The following is a 14201-nucleotide window of genomic DNA, read 5'->3' as shown; positions in this document are numbered from 1 at the left end:
ATGTATCTGGTGTGTGGCGAAGCGCTGTTTGATTTTTTCAGCGAGGAGGATGCCAGCGGTCAGGCGTCCAAGGTCAATTACAAGGCGATTGCCGGCGGCTCGCCGTTCAACGTGGCCGTGGGCTTGCGCCGTCTGGGCATCGACTCCGCGTTGTTCGGCGGGTTGTCCAATGATTTTCTCGGCCAGCGCTTGCTGCAAGTGCTCAAGGACGAGGGCGTGAGTGAGCAATTTCTGGTGGAATTCCCCGCGCCGACCACGCTGGCGATGGTGGCTGTGGGCGCCAATGGCTCACCGCAATACAGCTTTCGCGGCGAAGGCTGCGCCGACCGCCAACTGCGGGTGGTGCATTTGCCCACCCTGGGCCATGAAATTCGCGGGCTGCACATCGGTTCGTTTTCGCTGGTGGTGCAACCCATCGGCGACACGCTGCTGAACCTGGTCAAGCGCGAAAGCGGCAAACGCCTGATCAGCCTGGACCCCAACGTGCGGCTCAACCCGCAGCCGGATATCCAACTGTGGCGTGATCGCGTGGGCGAGTTGGTCAAGCATGCCGACCTGATCAAAGTCAGCGACGAAGACCTGCACCTGCTCTACCCCGACCAGTCGCCTGAAAGCGTACTGCAAGGCTGGTTGCAGCACCGTTGCCAACTGGTGTTTCTGACCCGAGGCGGCGACGGCGCAACGGTGTTCAGTCGCCAGCACGGCAGTTGGTCTGCACCAGCGGTCAAGGTGGTGATGGCCGACACCGTGGGTGCCGGTGACACCTTCCAGGCGGCGTTGATTGCCTGGCTGACCGAGCAGCAGCTTGATTCGGTAGAGGGCTTGCAACAGCTGTCGCGTGAGCAGATCGACAGCATGCTCGACTTCGCCATTCGCGCCGCCGCCCTGACGTGCAGCAAGACCGGGCCGGACTTGCCGTACCGCGCTCAGCTGGGCTGATTGCCCATGACTGCAGGCCACGTATTTTCGTGGCTTGCAGTCAGCGTCAGGGCGAGCAAAGCCTGCTGACCGCGACGGGTACATCCAACGCGTTGGGCTGTTTGTCGTCCAACACCGCGTGCGTTGGTAAAAATGAAGGTTTTGTCAGCCAAGGCAAAATTAATCGATGGTTAATCCCGCGAGCCGAGAGTGAAGGTGTACCCACTTGCGGAGAACTACCATGAAACTGCGCACTTTGATGCTTGGCGGCGCATTGGCGCTGGCAACCGTCTCGGGCCTGGCCCAGGCAGACACCCAAGCCACAGCGACCAAACCTGTGCCCTACCAGTACGGCATGCCGATGAACGTTAAAACGGTGATTGCGATGCATGAAACCGACACCAACGTTTGCAAAGTCATCAACGCCGATATCAAGTTTGTCGACACCGCGGGCAAAGTCGAAGACGTCGGCTACCGGAAAATGTCCGAAGCCTGCGATTTCCAGAATTGATTCCTTACACTGGCGACAGAACCGTATTGGGCCTGGCCTCTACCAGGCCCGCAGTTCCCCAGTGACTCAACCTCGCACAACGCCTCATGACTAGCCGCGCCCTCCCACTCTTTGCAGAGCGGGCGAATGGGTGTGCTTGAGGTCTTCACGCAACCCGCTGATCAGGTTGCAAATGGCTCGACTGCTGTCGAGTTTGTCAGCGTTTATACCTTTTACTTCCAAATCCACTCGGTCGCGGTCACGGTCGTCATAGACTTTGATCGTCAACGAAGCATCTTCGGCTTTGGTGCATTCGCACCGTTTAGGCAGGAAACTTCCTTCAATAATACTGCGAAGTTCTAATTCCGAAAGCATGGCCAACCTCTCCTTTCATGAGACTGCCAACAGATTGTTATGTCCGGCAGATGCGTGTCTGCCACGTCTTACCGACCCTGGAAGACGCTTACAATCACCAGCGTACTCGGCAAAATCCATTCTCGTTGTAACTTTTCCTCATAAGCGGCACGCGCGGTTATATAAGTCTTGGAACTGCGTGCAAATTCTCGGCGAACAGCGTTGATTAAACGGTTATGCACTAATTTGAACCCTGCGCTGCGACTCTTTCTGCAACATGTCGCAAACTATCAAAGTTGATATTTGCCCCGGAATTCACCGCCACCAAGGTTTGCCCACGCAGCGCGTTTTGCGCCACGTACTTGCGGATGCCCGCTACCGCCAGTGCCCCGGATGGCTCGGTGATGGAACGCGTATCGTCATAGATCAACTTGATCGCGCTGCACAGCTGGTCGTTGCTGACAGTGATGACTTCGTCCACCCAGTCGCGGCAGATTTCAAAACCATAAGCGCCGATCTGCGCCACGGCCGTGCCGTCGGCGAACCCGTCCACGCTGGGCAACACCACGCGCTCGCCCGCGCGCAGCGCCGCCAACAGGCAGCTGGAACCTTCAGGTTCGACACCGACGATGCGCACCTGGGGCCGCAGGTATTTGACGTACGCCGCGATCCCGGCGATCAAACCGCCGCCGCCCACCGGCACGAAGATCGCGTCCAGCGCGCCCTGTTGCTGGCGCAGAATTTCCATCGCCACGGTGCCCTGGCCGGCGATCACGTCCGGGTCATCGAACGGCGAGACAAAGGTGCAACCCGAGGTCTCGGCCAATTGCAGGGCATGCGCCAGGGCAAACGGAAAGCTCTCACCGTGCAGCACCGCCTCGGCGCCTCGGGAGCGAACGCCGAGCACCTTCAGCTCAGGCGTGGTGCACGGCATCACAATGCTTGCCTTGATCCCCAATTCGCGCGCCGCCAGCGCTACACCTTGGGCGTGGTTGCCCGCCGACGCCGTCACCACGCCCCGCGCCTTTTGCGCCTGCGTGAGCTGCACCAATTTGTTGTACGCCCCGCGGATTTTGAAAGAAAAAGTCGGCTGCAGGTCTTCGCGCTTGAGCAACACCTGATTGCCCAGCAATGCCGAGAGCGCCGGTGCCGCTTGCAAGGGCGTGCGCACTGCCAGGTCATATACCGGGGCGGCGAGAATCTTTTTCACATAGTGTTCAAGCAATGCCGTATCAGCGGTGTGGGGGACGGGGCACATGCTCATGGGTATCTCCTGGCTTTTTTACAGGGCCCTGAGACGGAAAAACAAAACCCGCCTCCAGGGCGGGTTTGGGTGCAGCCGTGTGCTATCCCGCCAAATGAGGAATGGCGGTAATAATGCTTGGCTGGCTGCGGAAGGCTTGAAATGTCATGTCACGAAATTAACCGCCACTCACCGGCCACGTCAATGCCCAACCACCCATTATCCGGCAGGGGTTTACGGACAACATACGAAACGTATACGCTTTGTATATCAATTCCACACAGTGAACGTCATGGGCATCGTCAAGATCACCGACCAATTGCACGAACAGCTTCGCCTGGCCAGCGCTGCCATGGACCGCTCCATCAACGCCCAGGCCGAGTTCTGGATCAAGATCGGCCTGCTCGCCGAACTCAACCCACACCTGCCCTACAACGAGCTGATCAACAAACTGTTGCTGGACAAGCCCGACCTGATCCGGGGGCGCAGCTGATGATCAAGACCGCCGCCCAACTGGCAGTGATGCGTGAATCCGGACGTCTGCTGGCCCAGGTTTTCGACATGCTTGACGGCTTTGTCGCCGCCGGCCGCTCCACCCTGGAGCTGGACAGCGCCGTCGAGGCGTTCATTCGTAACGACCTCAAAGCCCGCCCGGCAAGCCTGGGGCAATATGACTATCCGTTCTGCATCAACACCTCGATCAACGAGGTGGTGTGCCATGGCATGCCCAGCGCCAAGGCTATTCTCAAGGACGGCGACATCATCAACATCGACATCACCCTGGAAAAAGGCGGCTTTATCGCTGACGCCAGCAAGATGTACATGATCGGCACCGTGGCGCCCAAGGCGCGGCGCCTGGTGGAACAGACCTTCGAAGCCATGTGGGCCGGCATTCGCCAAGTCAGGCCGGGCGCGCGCCTGGGTGATATCGGCCATGCGATCCAGAGCCATGCGCAGGCCAACGGCTACAGCGTGGTGCGCGAATACTGTGGCCATGGTATCGGCCGCCAGATGCATGAAGAACCGCAAATCCTCCACTTCGGCCGCCCCGGCACCGGCCTGGAACTGCGTGAAGGCATGGTGTTTACCATCGAGCCGATGCTTAACCAGGGCAGCGCCAAGGTGCGCGACTTGAAAGATGGCTGGACGGTGGTGACCAAGGACAACAGCCTGTCGGCGCAGTGGGAGCATACCGTGGCGGTAACGGCCGACGGGTTTGAGGTGCTTACCTTGCAGGTAACGGATTGAGGCGTGTAGATGTGGGTGTGGCGGCTGGTGCTGGGGCATACCCATTTTTGGGGTGACGGCAGTTGAGTGGTTAGATCACAAGCAAAGCCGAGGCGGCCTGATTTTGGAAGCTGAACCCACTCTAATGTGGGAGCTGGATTGCCTGCGATGGCATCAACCCGGAGTACCTGATGGACCGAGGTGCCTGCATCGCAGGCAAGCCAGCTCCCACAGAAAAGCAAAGCACCGCGGTGCTGGTAGGTGAACTCGGTCAAATTGTGGGAGCGGGCTTGCCCGCGAAGGCGGTGGGTCAGTCAACTCATGTGTAGCTGACACACTGCCTTCGCGAGCAAGCCCGCTCCCACATTTTTCGATCTGATGACATCAGGGTGATGCGCCGTGGAACGCAGGCCCCCAGCGTAGAACCAAGCGGGCCTTACCGCAGCAACGGCTCTGTACTCACATCACACCACACTTGCCCCGCCCGCGATTCGCTTGAGCCCCAGCACCATCAAGCCGGCCCCCAACGCCATCGCGGCCATCAGCAGCGGGTACGACACCCACCACGGCGTACCCGCCGTCATCATGCTGAATTCCGACATGCCACCCACACTGGCAATCAGGTTAAGCGGCAGGAACACCACGTTAATCAGGGTCAACTTGCGCAGCAGGTTGTTCATGCTGTTGTTCATCAGGTTGCCACGCGCGTCGATCAATCCGGAAAACACATTGGAATAGATCTCCGCCTGCTTGTAGCACTGGTGGTTTTCGATGATCAGGTCGTCGATCAACCCCAGGATCTCGGCACTGAAATGCTCTTTTTCAGCGTGATTACGCAGCCGCGACAGCACCGCGCCGTTGCTGTGCAGCGCATTGATGTAATAGATCAGGCTTTCGCTGAGGCTGAACATTTGCATCAGGTGATGGTTGCTCATCGACGCGTTGAACTGTTGCTGCAATTCGCGCGCAACCAGCTTGATCACCTTGAGGTGGCCCAGGTAGTGGTGGATGTTGTTGAGCAACAAATCAAGCAGCACATCCAACGGCGTGTGCAGCGGCCGGCGCGCGCCGAGCCCCGACAGCGGGGTTTCATCGGTGGCAATCACCAGCAGGCGATCCTGCGAAAACAACAAGCCGCACGACGACACCTCAAACACCAGGTTGCCGCCGCCGGAGTAGTTTTCCGGGCGCTTCCAGATCAGGAACAGGTTGTCGGGGTGAAATTCGATGCGTGACACTTCATCCGGGTCAAGGGCCGAGGCCAGCGCATGTTCATCCAGCTTGTGGTGGTCGCGCAGCCATTCACGTTCGGCCAGGTCCGGGTTGTTGAACAACATGATCGGCGCATCATCACCTCCTGCGCCGCACAACTTTCCACCGGTCAATTCAAAGCGCTGGATCATCGCGCGTCACCACACCTGGCCCTGGCGCTTCAACTCCAGGCGCCGCACGAACTCCTCCAGCACCAGGGCGTACAGGTCGTCTTGCAGGTAGGCGTCTTCGATACCGGCGTCCATGTTCGGGTTGTCGTTGACCTCGATCACCACCACCTTGTCGCCGGACTGCTTGAGGTCAACACCGTAAAGGCCGTCGCCGATCAGGTTGGCGGTCTTCACCGCCAGCTCCACCACCGCCTTGGGCGCTTCGTGGACCGCCAGGGTACGGCATTCGCCGTTGATGTCCTGGCCGATAGCCTTGTGGTTGTAGATCTGCCAATGGCCCTTGGACATGAAGTACTGGCAGGCAAAGATCGGCTTGCGGTTGAGTACACCGATGCGCCAGTCGTACTCGGTGTAGAAAAATTCCTGGGCCAGCAACAGCACCGAATGCTCGAACAATTCAGCGGTGGCCTTGAGCAAGGCCTCCTGGCTTTCCACCTTGATCACACCGCGCGAGAAACTGCCGTCGGGGATCTTCAACACCAGCGGGAAGCCCAGGCGCTCGCCCACCCGCTCGAAATCTTCCGGTCGCTCCTTGTACAGAATCTCGGTGGCCGGCATGCCCAGTTGGTGGCTGTTGAGCAGGTCGGTGAGGTACACCTTGTTGGTGCAGCGCAGGATCGACGCCGGGTCGTCCATCACCACCAGGCCTTCGCTCTCGGCCTTTTTGGCGAAGCGGTAGGTGTGATTGTCGACGCTGGTGGTCTCGCGGATCAGCAAGGCGTCGTACTCGGCGAGGCGCGAGTAATCCTTGCGCTCGATCAGTTCAACATCGATACCCAGGCCCTTGCCAACCCGCACGAAGTTTTCCAGGGCGCGGGCATTGGAGGGCGGCAATTGCTCCTGCGGATCGTGCAGGATGGCCAGGTCGTAACGGGCCAGCCTGCGTGAACGCGGTTGGCGCCAGATCTTGCGGCTGAAGTTGTCCAGTGCGTGAGCAAACTGGTCTTCCTGGTCATCACGCAACTTGTGCAACACGCCGGATTTGACCCCTTCGATGTGCCAGCCGTTGTTCTTGCGAAACTCAACTAACAGGATCGGGCACGGGAAGGTTTCAAACAACTGACGGGCCAACTCCTGCAACGGTTCTATATTGGTCAGGCCAAAATAAAGTGTCAGGGTAAAGCCTTCGGTATTGCTGTAGAGGTGATGACTCAAGGCTTTATCGAGGGTTTTATCCAGGTCATCCAGCGACAGGCCATACAGCGACTTTTTCGTCAGTTCACTGATGGTGCGCACCGACGGAATCACCTTGTGCCCGCGCGCCTCGGCCAACAGCGAGCAGTAATAACCATGCCCCAGGTATTTATAGCTGCGGCACAGGTTGATCACCTGCACGCGCTTGCCCGTCTCGCTCTCGCGGGTTTGCTCAAGGTATTCCTGCGCGGTGACGATGTCTTCGCTGGGAAAGTAGGAGGCCCAATCTTCCTTGCGCTCGACAATGATCACAACTTGACTGGAGCCTTTAAGGGGAGCAGAAAAATAACCCGTGGAAGTTATTGTCGCCGCGACAGTTTGCTCGGATACTTCACGCCAATGACTTTGTACCGCCGACATAATATTTGATCCGCTTTAGAGAACTCGACCTTTTCTATTAAGCACGATCTTTTAGAGAAGTCCCGTTTCGTTACGCAACTTTTACGGCGGTCATATGGCTCTTTCCTTTCGCGTTGCAACCCCCGCTGACGTGCCCGAATTGGTGGCACTGGAACAGCACTGTTTCACCACCGACCGGCTCTCGCCGCGCAGTTTCCAGTGGATGATCAGCCGCGCTCATGGCCAGTTGCTCGTTGCCGAAAATGACGGTGTTTTGCTCGGTTACGCCTTGGTGCTGTTCCATCGCGGTACCTCACTGGCGCGCCTGTACTCCATCGCCATCGCCGAACATGCGCGCGGCATGGGCCTGGGCAAGCAATTGCTTTCGCGCATCGAAGCCTGCGCCGTGGCGCATGATTGCGCCTACCTGCGCCTGGAAGTGCGCACCGACAACCCCGGCGCCCTCGCCTTGTACGAGCGCAATGGCTACCGGCGCTTCGCGCTGATCAATGACTATTACGAAGACCATGCACCGGCCCTGCGCCTGGAAAAACGCATCGTCCAGCACCAGGACGCGCGCCCGCAAAACGTGCCGTATTACCAGCAAACCACCGACTTCACCTGTGGCGCCGCGTGCCTGCTGATGGCCATGGGCGCACTGGTGCCGACGCGTGTGGCCGGCCGGCGCGAAGAGCTGCAAATCTGGCGTGAAGCCACCACCGTGTTCATGACCGCCGGCCACGGCGGCTGCAGCCCGCAAGGTCTGGCCCTGGCGGCGTGGCGTCGGGGCTTTCGCGTACGCATGCAGGTGAATGTGCGCGGCCCGCTGTTTCTGGACGGCGTGCGCGACCAGCATAAAAAGGACGTCATGCGTCTGGTGCACGAGGCGTTCGAAGAAGAACTGGCCGGCAGCGACGTCGAGCAGGTGTTCGGCGGCGCGTTGGATTTGCCGCAGGTACTGCGCGATGGCGGGCAGCCGCTGGTGTTGATCAGCAGCTACCGCCTCACCCGCTCCAAGTCGCCGCACTGGGTGATGGTCACCGATTGCGACGACGACTTTGTCTACCTGCACGACCCGGATGTAGACCACAGCCAGCACCGCCAGCCCCTGGACTGCCAGCACTTGCCGGTCAGCCACGGGGAGTTCGAACGCATGTGCCGCTTTGGCAACAACAAGTTGCGCGCGGCGGTGGTGCTGTTCAAGCCACTTGCTTGATCCCGGCCTTGGCTTCCAGCTCACGTACCAGCGGCAACACGCGCTTGCCGAAGTACTCGACTTCCTCCTGGAAGTGCAGGAAGCCCGCCAGCACCAGGTCCACGCCCACGGCCTTGAGCGCAACGATGCGCTCGGCAATCTGCTGCGGCGTGCCGATCAGGTTGGTCTTGAAGCCGTCGTTGTACTGCACCAGGTCTTCGAAACTGGATTTGGCCCAGTTGCCCTCGCCTTCCGGTGAAGCTTTGCCGGCCTGCCTGGCCGCGTCACCAAAGGCATTCACCGCCTCCGGGTCGGCTTTGTCGATGATCTCGGCAAGAACGGCGCGGGCTTCTTCTTCGGTGTCGCGGGCGATCACAAAGGCGTTTACGCCGACTTTGACCGAATGGTTATTCGCCGCCGCCTTGGCGCGGATGTCATCGACCTGAGCCTTGATGCCTTGCGGGGTGTTGCCGTTGGTGAAATACCAGTCCGACACGCGCGCCGCCATGTCCCGCGCGGCGCGCGAGCTGCCGCCCTGGAACACTTCCGGTTGGCCCAGGGGCTTGGGCTTGAGGGTGTAATTGTTGAAGCGGTAGAAGTCGCCCTTGAAGGTGAAGTCGTCCTGGGTCCAGATACCTTTCAACGCGCGGATAAACTCCTCGGAACGGCGATAACGCTCATCGTGCTCCAGCCAGGGTTCGCCGATGGCCTGGAACTCGCCCTTGAACCAGCCACTGACGATGTTCACCGCGATACGGCCATTGGTGAGCTGGTCGATCGTCGCCAGTTGCTTGGCCGCCAAGGCCGGCTGCCACGGGCCGGGCAAGATGGCCGCGATCACCTTGAGCGTGGTGGTCGCCGCCAGCAGCGCATGGCTGAAGGCTACGGATTCATGCTGGTTCTCCGCGCCGTAGCCGGCGGTGAAGCGAATTTGCGTGAGGCCGTATTCAAAACCGGCCGCTTCGGCCAACTGCGCCAGTTTGCGGTTGTAGTCGATGCCCCAATGGGTGCGTTGCTCGATCTTGCTGACCACCAGCCCACCGCTGACGTTGGGCACCCAATAGGCAAATTTCACAGCTTGCTGACTCATCTGGCAGTACCTCGCACGAAGGGATGTTCCAGGGCTAGAGCAGCAAGCGTGCCATGCCGGTGCAAACGCCCTGGCCATGGGCGTCGCGGTAAAAATCCCCATCTCACAGGGCTGAGCTGTCAATGTCATGGATTACACCGATTTGTCGATCCGCTGTTGCCGGAGCAACAGTGAATGGCTTTCATCCCCCGCAAACACGGGCTGCAGCCATCGGCACGAACTGTGCAATCACCCAAGGACTGATACTGCCAAGGAGCTGCCCCCCATGAGCGAACAACACGTCATCAACCCGCTGTCCACAGGTGTCGATTACCCCACGCTGGCCGCGCGTTTTCGGCCGATCTTCCAGCGCATTGCCGCAGGTGCGGTAGCGCGCGAACAGACCCGCGCCCTGCCCTATGAACCGTTCCAATGGCTCAAGCAGGCCGGCTTTGGCGCCGTGCGGGTGCCGGTGGAATACGGCGGCGGTGGCGCGTCGCTGCCGCAGTTGTTCGAGTTGCTGATCGAGCTGGCCGCTGCCGATTCGAATGTGCCCCAGGCGTTGCGCGGGCATTTCGCCTTCGCCGAGGACCGTCTGAATGCGCCACCCAGCGCTGGCCGCGATCTGTGGTTCAAGCGCTTTGTCGAGGGCGACATCGTCGGCTGCGCCTGGACCGAAATCGGCAACGTGGCCATCGGCGAGGTGGTCACTCAGGTGAGCCCCGACGGCGATAAATGGAAACTCAACGGTGAAAAGTTCTACAGCACCGGCAGCCTTTTCTCCGACTGGATCGACGTGTACGCCCAGCGCAGCGATACCGGCGCCGATGTGATCGCCGCCACCCGCACGCGTCAGCCTGGCGTGGTGCAAAGCGATGACTGGGATGGCTTTGGCCAGCGCACCACGGGCAGTGGCACCAGCCGTTTTATCGATGCTGTGGTGGACGCGGAAAACGTCATCGACTTTGCCACCCGGTTCAAGTACCAGACCGCGTTTTATCAGCTGGTGTTGCTGGCGAGCCTGGCCGGGATTGGTCGTGCGGCACTCAGCGACGTGGCTCATCAGGTGCGCAGTCGCAAACGCATTTACAGCCACGGCAATGCCGCGCATGTCAGCCAGGATGCGCAGGTTCAACAAGTGGTGGGTGAAGTGGCGGCGCTGGTGTATGCCGCCGAGGCCAGTGCGTTGAAGGCTGCGGTGCCGGCGCAACAGGCGTACCTGGCGCGGTTTGCCGGGGATGAGGTGGCCGAGCGGGAGGCGAATGTGGCGGCCGAGATTGAATCGGCGACGGCGCAGGTGGTGGTGTCGGCGCTGGTGCAGCGGGCCACCACGGAGTTGTTCAATGCGCTGGGGGCGTCGGATGTGCGCCAGGGTAAAGCGCTTGATCGCCACTGGCGCAATGCGCGGACGGTGTCGTCGCATAATCCGGTGATCTACAAGGCGCGGATTGTGGGGGATTGGGTGATTAACGGCACTGAGCCGCCGTTTGTGTGGCAGATCGGGAATGGGCCGGCCAAGGGGTAGGCTTTTTGATCGCTCAGGGTTAGGGGGTATATCCGTTGTTTAGGTGATGGCTGAGATAGGTTCCGCCCTTACGGCGGGTCACTCTGGAAAAGCCCCAAAGTAACCAAAGGGCTCTTGCCCCACCGCTCGGCACCTCGCTCACGCTTCGGTATGCCTGAGATCAAAAGCAGAGCACGGCGGCCTGGTAGCCGACCTGTGTTTAGATCAAAAGCACCGCCGAGGCGGCCTGACAGCCGACCTGACCCTTGAAGCTGAACTCAATCAAATGTGGGAGCTGGCTTGCCTGCGATGGCATCGCCTGTGTGTCACTGATACACCGAGGTGCCTGCATCGCAGGCAAGCCAGCTCCCACAGAAAAGCCAAGCAGTGAGGTGCTGGCATCTACACTCGGTCAACTTGTGGGAGCGGGCTTGCTCGCGAAGGCGGTGTGCCAGTGACACATGGGCTGACTGAACCACCGCATTCGCGGGCAAGCCCGCTCCCACATTTGGAGCTCTGTGCGTCAGGTAGATGGGTGTCGTTTGTACTCGGTCAAAGGTGGGAGCGGGCTTGCTCGCGAAGGCGGTGGGCCAGTGACACATGGGCTGACTGAACCACCGCATTCGCGGGCAAGCCCGCTCCCACATTTGGGTGTCTGTGCATCAGATAGAGGTGTGTTGCTGTGATTTAGCCAAAAGTGACCCGCTGTAAGAGCGGAACCGCCAGCCGCCGTTACCGCAGCAACGGATATGTACTCACCCCACTCAGAAACCTGAAAACATCAGAACGCCAACTTATAGCCAATAGTCATCAACATAACCGCCAGACAAGGCCGCAGCACACCATCAGGAACCTTACCGGTCATGTGACTCCCCAGGTAAATCCCCGGCAACGACCCCATCAGCAAAAAGCCCAGCAAATGCCAATCCATATTCCCCATGCTCGCGTGCCCCAGGCCCGCAACCAACGTCAGCGGCACAGCATGGGCAATCTCGGTACCCACCAGCCGACGCGTAGCCAGAAACGGGTACAGAATAAACAGCGCCACGGTCCCAAGCGCACCCGCGCCGATGGACGTCAGGGCAACCATGGTGCCAAGGATCGCACCGGTCACCACCGTCAACAGGTTCAAGTTGCGCGAGCTCATGTGATAGTCATCACCCGCATGCCGCTGTGCAAAAGCCAGCAGGCTTTTCTTGAACAGAATCGCCAGCGCCGTCAGCAGCAACACCACACCAAGCGCCTGCTTGATCACCGCGTTCATGGCGCTGGGGTCGGTATGCAGACTGGCAAGGAACCACAGGGTCAGCAGCACCGCAGGCACACTGCCCAAGGTCAGCCAACCCGTGATGGTCCAGTCGATATTCTTGTTCTTGCTGTGCACCAGCACGCCACCTGATTTGGTGATGGCCGCGTACAACAAGTCAGTGCCCACGGCGGTCGCCGGGTTGATGCCGAACCACAACAGGATCGGGGTCATCAAAGACCCCCCACCGACACCGGTCATGCCGACGATAAAACCAACCACCAGGCCGGCGATGACAAAACCAAAGTTACCCACATCCATACAACTACCCGCGGCCTTATAAATTTCTGGCCGCAGGATAGCGATTTTTCTTATAACGACTTATATCAATATGATCTGACTTTATGCCTTTTGTGTCAGCCGTTGACAGACGTAGGCCTGCGTCTGATACGGAAACGCCACAGTGTCACGCCCCCGCAAGGCAGGGTGCGTGTCGATCAGTGCCTGCAATTGCGCAGTCACGCGGGCTTTCTCGGCGGCGGGCAGCGCCGCGATAAAGCTCACCGACAGGAAGCGATCCATGATCACCTCCTGAGGGCTGCCGACATGCTGATAGGCAAAACAGGTCATTTCGGGCGCGGAAAAATGCTCGCCGGTGAAGGCTTCGCGCCAGCGGCCTGTATGAAAGCGCGGCGTGTCGCCTTCATAGGGGGTGATGATGTCGGTGATGGCGGCGACCCAATCCACCGATTCATCGCGCACATTCCACACCAGCCCCAGGCGCCCATCGGGTTTGAGCACGCGGTGGATTTCTGCCAGCGCGGCTTCGGTAGAAAACCAATGGAACGCCTGCGCACAGACCACCGCATCGGCGACGGCGGTTTCCAGGGGAATGGATTCGGCCGTGCCATTGACCAGGCGCACATCAGGTAACAGTTTATTGAGCTGCGCGCCCATCGCTTCGACCGGTTCGACCGCCACCAGCGTTGGCGCCAGGGTGCTGAGCAAACGGGTGAACTTGCCGGTACCGGCGCCCAGGTCGATTACCGTCGATTGCGCATCGATGTGCAGCGCATCAGTGAGCCAGCCGGTGAGTTGTCGTGGATAGTCGGGCCGGCCTTGGGCGTAAGTGACGGCCTGGGCAGAGAAACCCTGTTGAGCAGACGTGTGGACACCAGTCATTGCCAATCTCTCCTCGGGTAAAGCGGGGGGCACAGTGTGCGCCCTTGCGCATTTATTTTCTAATCACTGCATCCAATCGAGCGCGGCCTGGGTAGTGCTAACAGTGACCCCGCTGTTTTACTCAATGGAGAAACACCGATGAACGTTAAAGCACTGTTCTGCCTGACCGCCCTGCTGGCCGCTGCGCCAACGGTTTTCGCCCAGACCGGCCTGCCCGACAGCATCAAGGTGCCGGATGGGCACAAGGTGGCGCTGGAGACCACAGGCGTCGGCGAAATCACCTACGAATGCCGCGACAAAGCTAACGCCCCCGGCCAGACCGAGTGGACGTTTGTCGGCCCCAAGGCGGTGTTGAATGACCGCAGCGGCAAGCCAGTGGGCACCTATTTCGGCCCACCGGCTACATGGCAAGCCCAGGACGGTTCGAAAATCACCGGCACGCAGTTGGCCGTGGCGCCGTCCAGTGCGGGCAACCTGCCGTACCAATTGGTCAAAGCCAACCCGGCCGTAGGCAAAGGCGCAATGAGCGGTGTGAGTTATATCCAGCGCGTGGCGCTCAAGGGTGGCGTGGCGCCGAGCACCGAGTGCAGCGCTGCCAACAAAGGCACGCAGGCAGTGGTGAAGTACCAGGCCGACTACATCTTCTGGGCGGCCAACTGAGAACAAACTCGGCTACGCTGCCCCTGTAAGGGCCGGCTTGCCGGCGAGGGTCGTCAACGATGACGCAGGGCACCTGGGTTTACGCTGCGCCCGTGCCCTTTTTCGCCGGCATGCCGGCGCCCTGCAGTGCGGTGGCGA

The 14201-nt window shown here is 60.0% G+C and carries 13 protein-coding genes and 1 pseudogene; 7 read left to right on the top strand and 7 right to left on the bottom strand.

Annotation, left to right across the window (positions count from 1 at the left end):
• Positions 1-939: a carbohydrate kinase family protein gene (locus ACP7B3_RS00625; protein ID WP_426177221.1), complete on the top strand. Its 939-nt coding sequence runs from the start codon at positions 1-3 to the stop codon at positions 937-939.
• Between the two features lie 220 nt (positions 940-1159).
• Positions 1160-1429 carry a DUF2790 domain-containing protein gene (locus ACP7B3_RS00620; RefSeq protein ID WP_145165663.1) on the top strand — a complete coding sequence of 90 codons (270 nt, stop codon included), beginning with the start codon at positions 1160-1162 and terminating at the stop codon, positions 1427-1429.
• A gap of 90 nt (positions 1430-1519) precedes the next feature.
• Here ACP7B3_RS00620 and ACP7B3_RS00615 read toward each other — a convergent pair whose 3' ends face one another.
• Positions 1520-1783: a DUF1652 domain-containing protein gene (locus tag ACP7B3_RS00615; protein WP_145165664.1), complete on the bottom strand. Its 264-nt coding sequence runs from the start codon at positions 1781-1783 to the stop codon at positions 1520-1522.
• A gap of 244 nt (positions 1784-2027) precedes the next feature.
• A pseudogene (ilvA, locus tag ACP7B3_RS00610) lies at positions 2028-3020 on the bottom strand (threonine ammonia-lyase, biosynthetic); the annotation flags it as partial.
• A gap of 277 nt (positions 3021-3297) precedes the next feature.
• On the opposite strand from ilvA, the gene ACP7B3_RS00605 reads away from it, so the two are divergent.
• A complete protein-coding gene (locus ACP7B3_RS00605; RefSeq protein WP_003190946.1) occupies positions 3298-3498 on the top strand; it encodes a ParD-like family protein in 201 nt (66 codons plus the stop codon).
• The gene (map, locus tag ACP7B3_RS00600) at positions 3498-4253 is read left to right on the top strand and encodes a type I methionyl aminopeptidase (RefSeq protein WP_145165666.1); all 756 of its coding nucleotides are present in this window, start codon (positions 3498-3500) and stop codon (positions 4251-4253) included. Before ACP7B3_RS00605 ends, map begins: the two co-directional genes overlap by 1 nt.
• Before the next feature lie 443 nt (positions 4254-4696).
• On the opposite strand, the gene ACP7B3_RS00595 is transcribed toward map, so the two are convergent.
• Both ACP7B3_RS00595 and ACP7B3_RS00590 read right to left on the bottom strand, forming a co-directional pair.
• Positions 4697-5635, bottom strand: coding sequence for a magnesium transporter CorA family protein (locus tag ACP7B3_RS00595; RefSeq protein ID WP_426177218.1), 939 nt, complete (start codon positions 5633-5635; stop codon positions 4697-4699).
• 6 nt (positions 5636-5641) lie between these two features.
• Entirely contained in the window at positions 5642-7228 is a 1587-nt protein-coding gene (locus ACP7B3_RS00590; RefSeq protein ID WP_426177216.1) for a RimK family protein, read from the bottom strand.
• A gap of 94 nt (positions 7229-7322) precedes the next feature.
• On the opposite strand from ACP7B3_RS00590, the gene ACP7B3_RS00585 reads away from it, so the two are divergent.
• Positions 7323-8423, top strand: coding sequence for a GNAT family N-acetyltransferase/peptidase C39 family protein (locus ACP7B3_RS00585; protein WP_145165669.1), 1101 nt, complete (start codon positions 7323-7325; stop codon positions 8421-8423).
• Here ACP7B3_RS00585 and sfnG read toward each other — a convergent pair.
• A complete protein-coding gene (sfnG, locus tag ACP7B3_RS00580; RefSeq protein ID WP_145165670.1) occupies positions 8407-9492 on the bottom strand; it encodes a dimethylsulfone monooxygenase SfnG in 1086 nt (361 codons plus the stop codon). The two genes, ACP7B3_RS00585 and sfnG, sit on opposite strands and share 17 nt — an antisense overlap.
• Positions 9493-9757: 265 nt before the next feature.
• On the opposite strand from sfnG, the gene ACP7B3_RS00575 reads away from it, so the two are divergent.
• Positions 9758-10996 carry an acyl-CoA dehydrogenase family protein gene (locus ACP7B3_RS00575; RefSeq protein ID WP_426177214.1) on the top strand — a complete coding sequence of 413 codons (1239 nt, stop codon included), beginning with the start codon at positions 9758-9760 and terminating at the stop codon, positions 10994-10996.
• A 760-nt stretch (positions 10997-11756) separates the two neighbouring features.
• Here the strand turns inward: ACP7B3_RS00575 and ACP7B3_RS00570 are convergent.
• Together ACP7B3_RS00570 and ACP7B3_RS00565 are read right to left on the bottom strand one after the other, a co-directional pair.
• Positions 11757-12542 carry a sulfite exporter TauE/SafE family protein gene (locus ACP7B3_RS00570; RefSeq protein WP_145165672.1) on the bottom strand — a complete coding sequence of 262 codons (786 nt, stop codon included), beginning with the start codon at positions 12540-12542 and terminating at the stop codon, positions 11757-11759.
• An 81-nt stretch (positions 12543-12623) separates the two neighbouring features.
• Positions 12624-13403 carry a methyltransferase domain-containing protein gene (locus ACP7B3_RS00565; RefSeq protein ID WP_426177211.1) on the bottom strand — a complete coding sequence of 260 codons (780 nt, stop codon included), beginning with the start codon at positions 13401-13403 and terminating at the stop codon, positions 12624-12626.
• A 138-nt stretch (positions 13404-13541) separates the two neighbouring features.
• Between ACP7B3_RS00565 and ACP7B3_RS00560 the strand changes: the two genes are divergently transcribed.
• Positions 13542-14063 carry a DUF3455 domain-containing protein gene (locus ACP7B3_RS00560; RefSeq protein WP_426177209.1) on the top strand — a complete coding sequence of 174 codons (522 nt, stop codon included), beginning with the start codon at positions 13542-13544 and terminating at the stop codon, positions 14061-14063.
• The last annotated feature ends 138 nt before the right edge of the window (positions 14064-14201 follow it).

Origin of the sequence: Pseudomonas sp. TWRC1-2, assembly GCF_049896685.1 — a bacterium.
GTDB lineage: Bacteria > Pseudomonadota > Gammaproteobacteria > Pseudomonadales > Pseudomonadaceae > Aquipseudomonas.
Note: the sequence above shows the minus strand (reverse complement) of the source record. Positions and strands in the feature narration are given on the sequence as shown.

Coding starts and splice junctions, on each gene's coding strand:
- ACP7B3_RS00625 (WP_426177221.1), top strand. CDS start 1: ATGTATCTGGTGTGTGGCGAAGCGCTGTTTGATTTTTTCAGCGAGGAG.
- ACP7B3_RS00620 (WP_145165663.1), top strand. CDS start 1,160: ATGAAACTGCGCACTTTGATGCTTGGCGGCGCATTGGCGCTGGCAACC.
- ACP7B3_RS00615 (WP_145165664.1), bottom strand. CDS start 1,783: ATGCTTTCGGAATTAGAACTTCGCAGTATTATTGAAGGAAGTTTCCTG.
- ACP7B3_RS00605 (WP_003190946.1), top strand. CDS start 3,298: ATGGGCATCGTCAAGATCACCGACCAATTGCACGAACAGCTTCGCCTG.
- map (WP_145165666.1), top strand. CDS start 3,498: ATGATCAAGACCGCCGCCCAACTGGCAGTGATGCGTGAATCCGGACGT.
- ACP7B3_RS00595 (WP_426177218.1), bottom strand. CDS start 5,635: ATGATCCAGCGCTTTGAATTGACCGGTGGAAAGTTGTGCGGCGCAGGA.
- ACP7B3_RS00590 (WP_426177216.1), bottom strand. CDS start 7,228: ATGTCGGCGGTACAAAGTCATTGGCGTGAAGTATCCGAGCAAACTGTC.
- ACP7B3_RS00585 (WP_145165669.1), top strand. CDS start 7,323: ATGGCTCTTTCCTTTCGCGTTGCAACCCCCGCTGACGTGCCCGAATTG.
- sfnG (WP_145165670.1), bottom strand. CDS start 9,492: ATGAGTCAGCAAGCTGTGAAATTTGCCTATTGGGTGCCCAACGTCAGC.
- ACP7B3_RS00575 (WP_426177214.1), top strand. CDS start 9,758: ATGAGCGAACAACACGTCATCAACCCGCTGTCCACAGGTGTCGATTAC.
- ACP7B3_RS00570 (WP_145165672.1), bottom strand. CDS start 12,542: ATGGATGTGGGTAACTTTGGTTTTGTCATCGCCGGCCTGGTGGTTGGT.
- ACP7B3_RS00565 (WP_426177211.1), bottom strand. CDS start 13,403: ATGACTGGTGTCCACACGTCTGCTCAACAGGGTTTCTCTGCCCAGGCC.
- ACP7B3_RS00560 (WP_426177209.1), top strand. CDS start 13,542: ATGAACGTTAAAGCACTGTTCTGCCTGACCGCCCTGCTGGCCGCTGCG.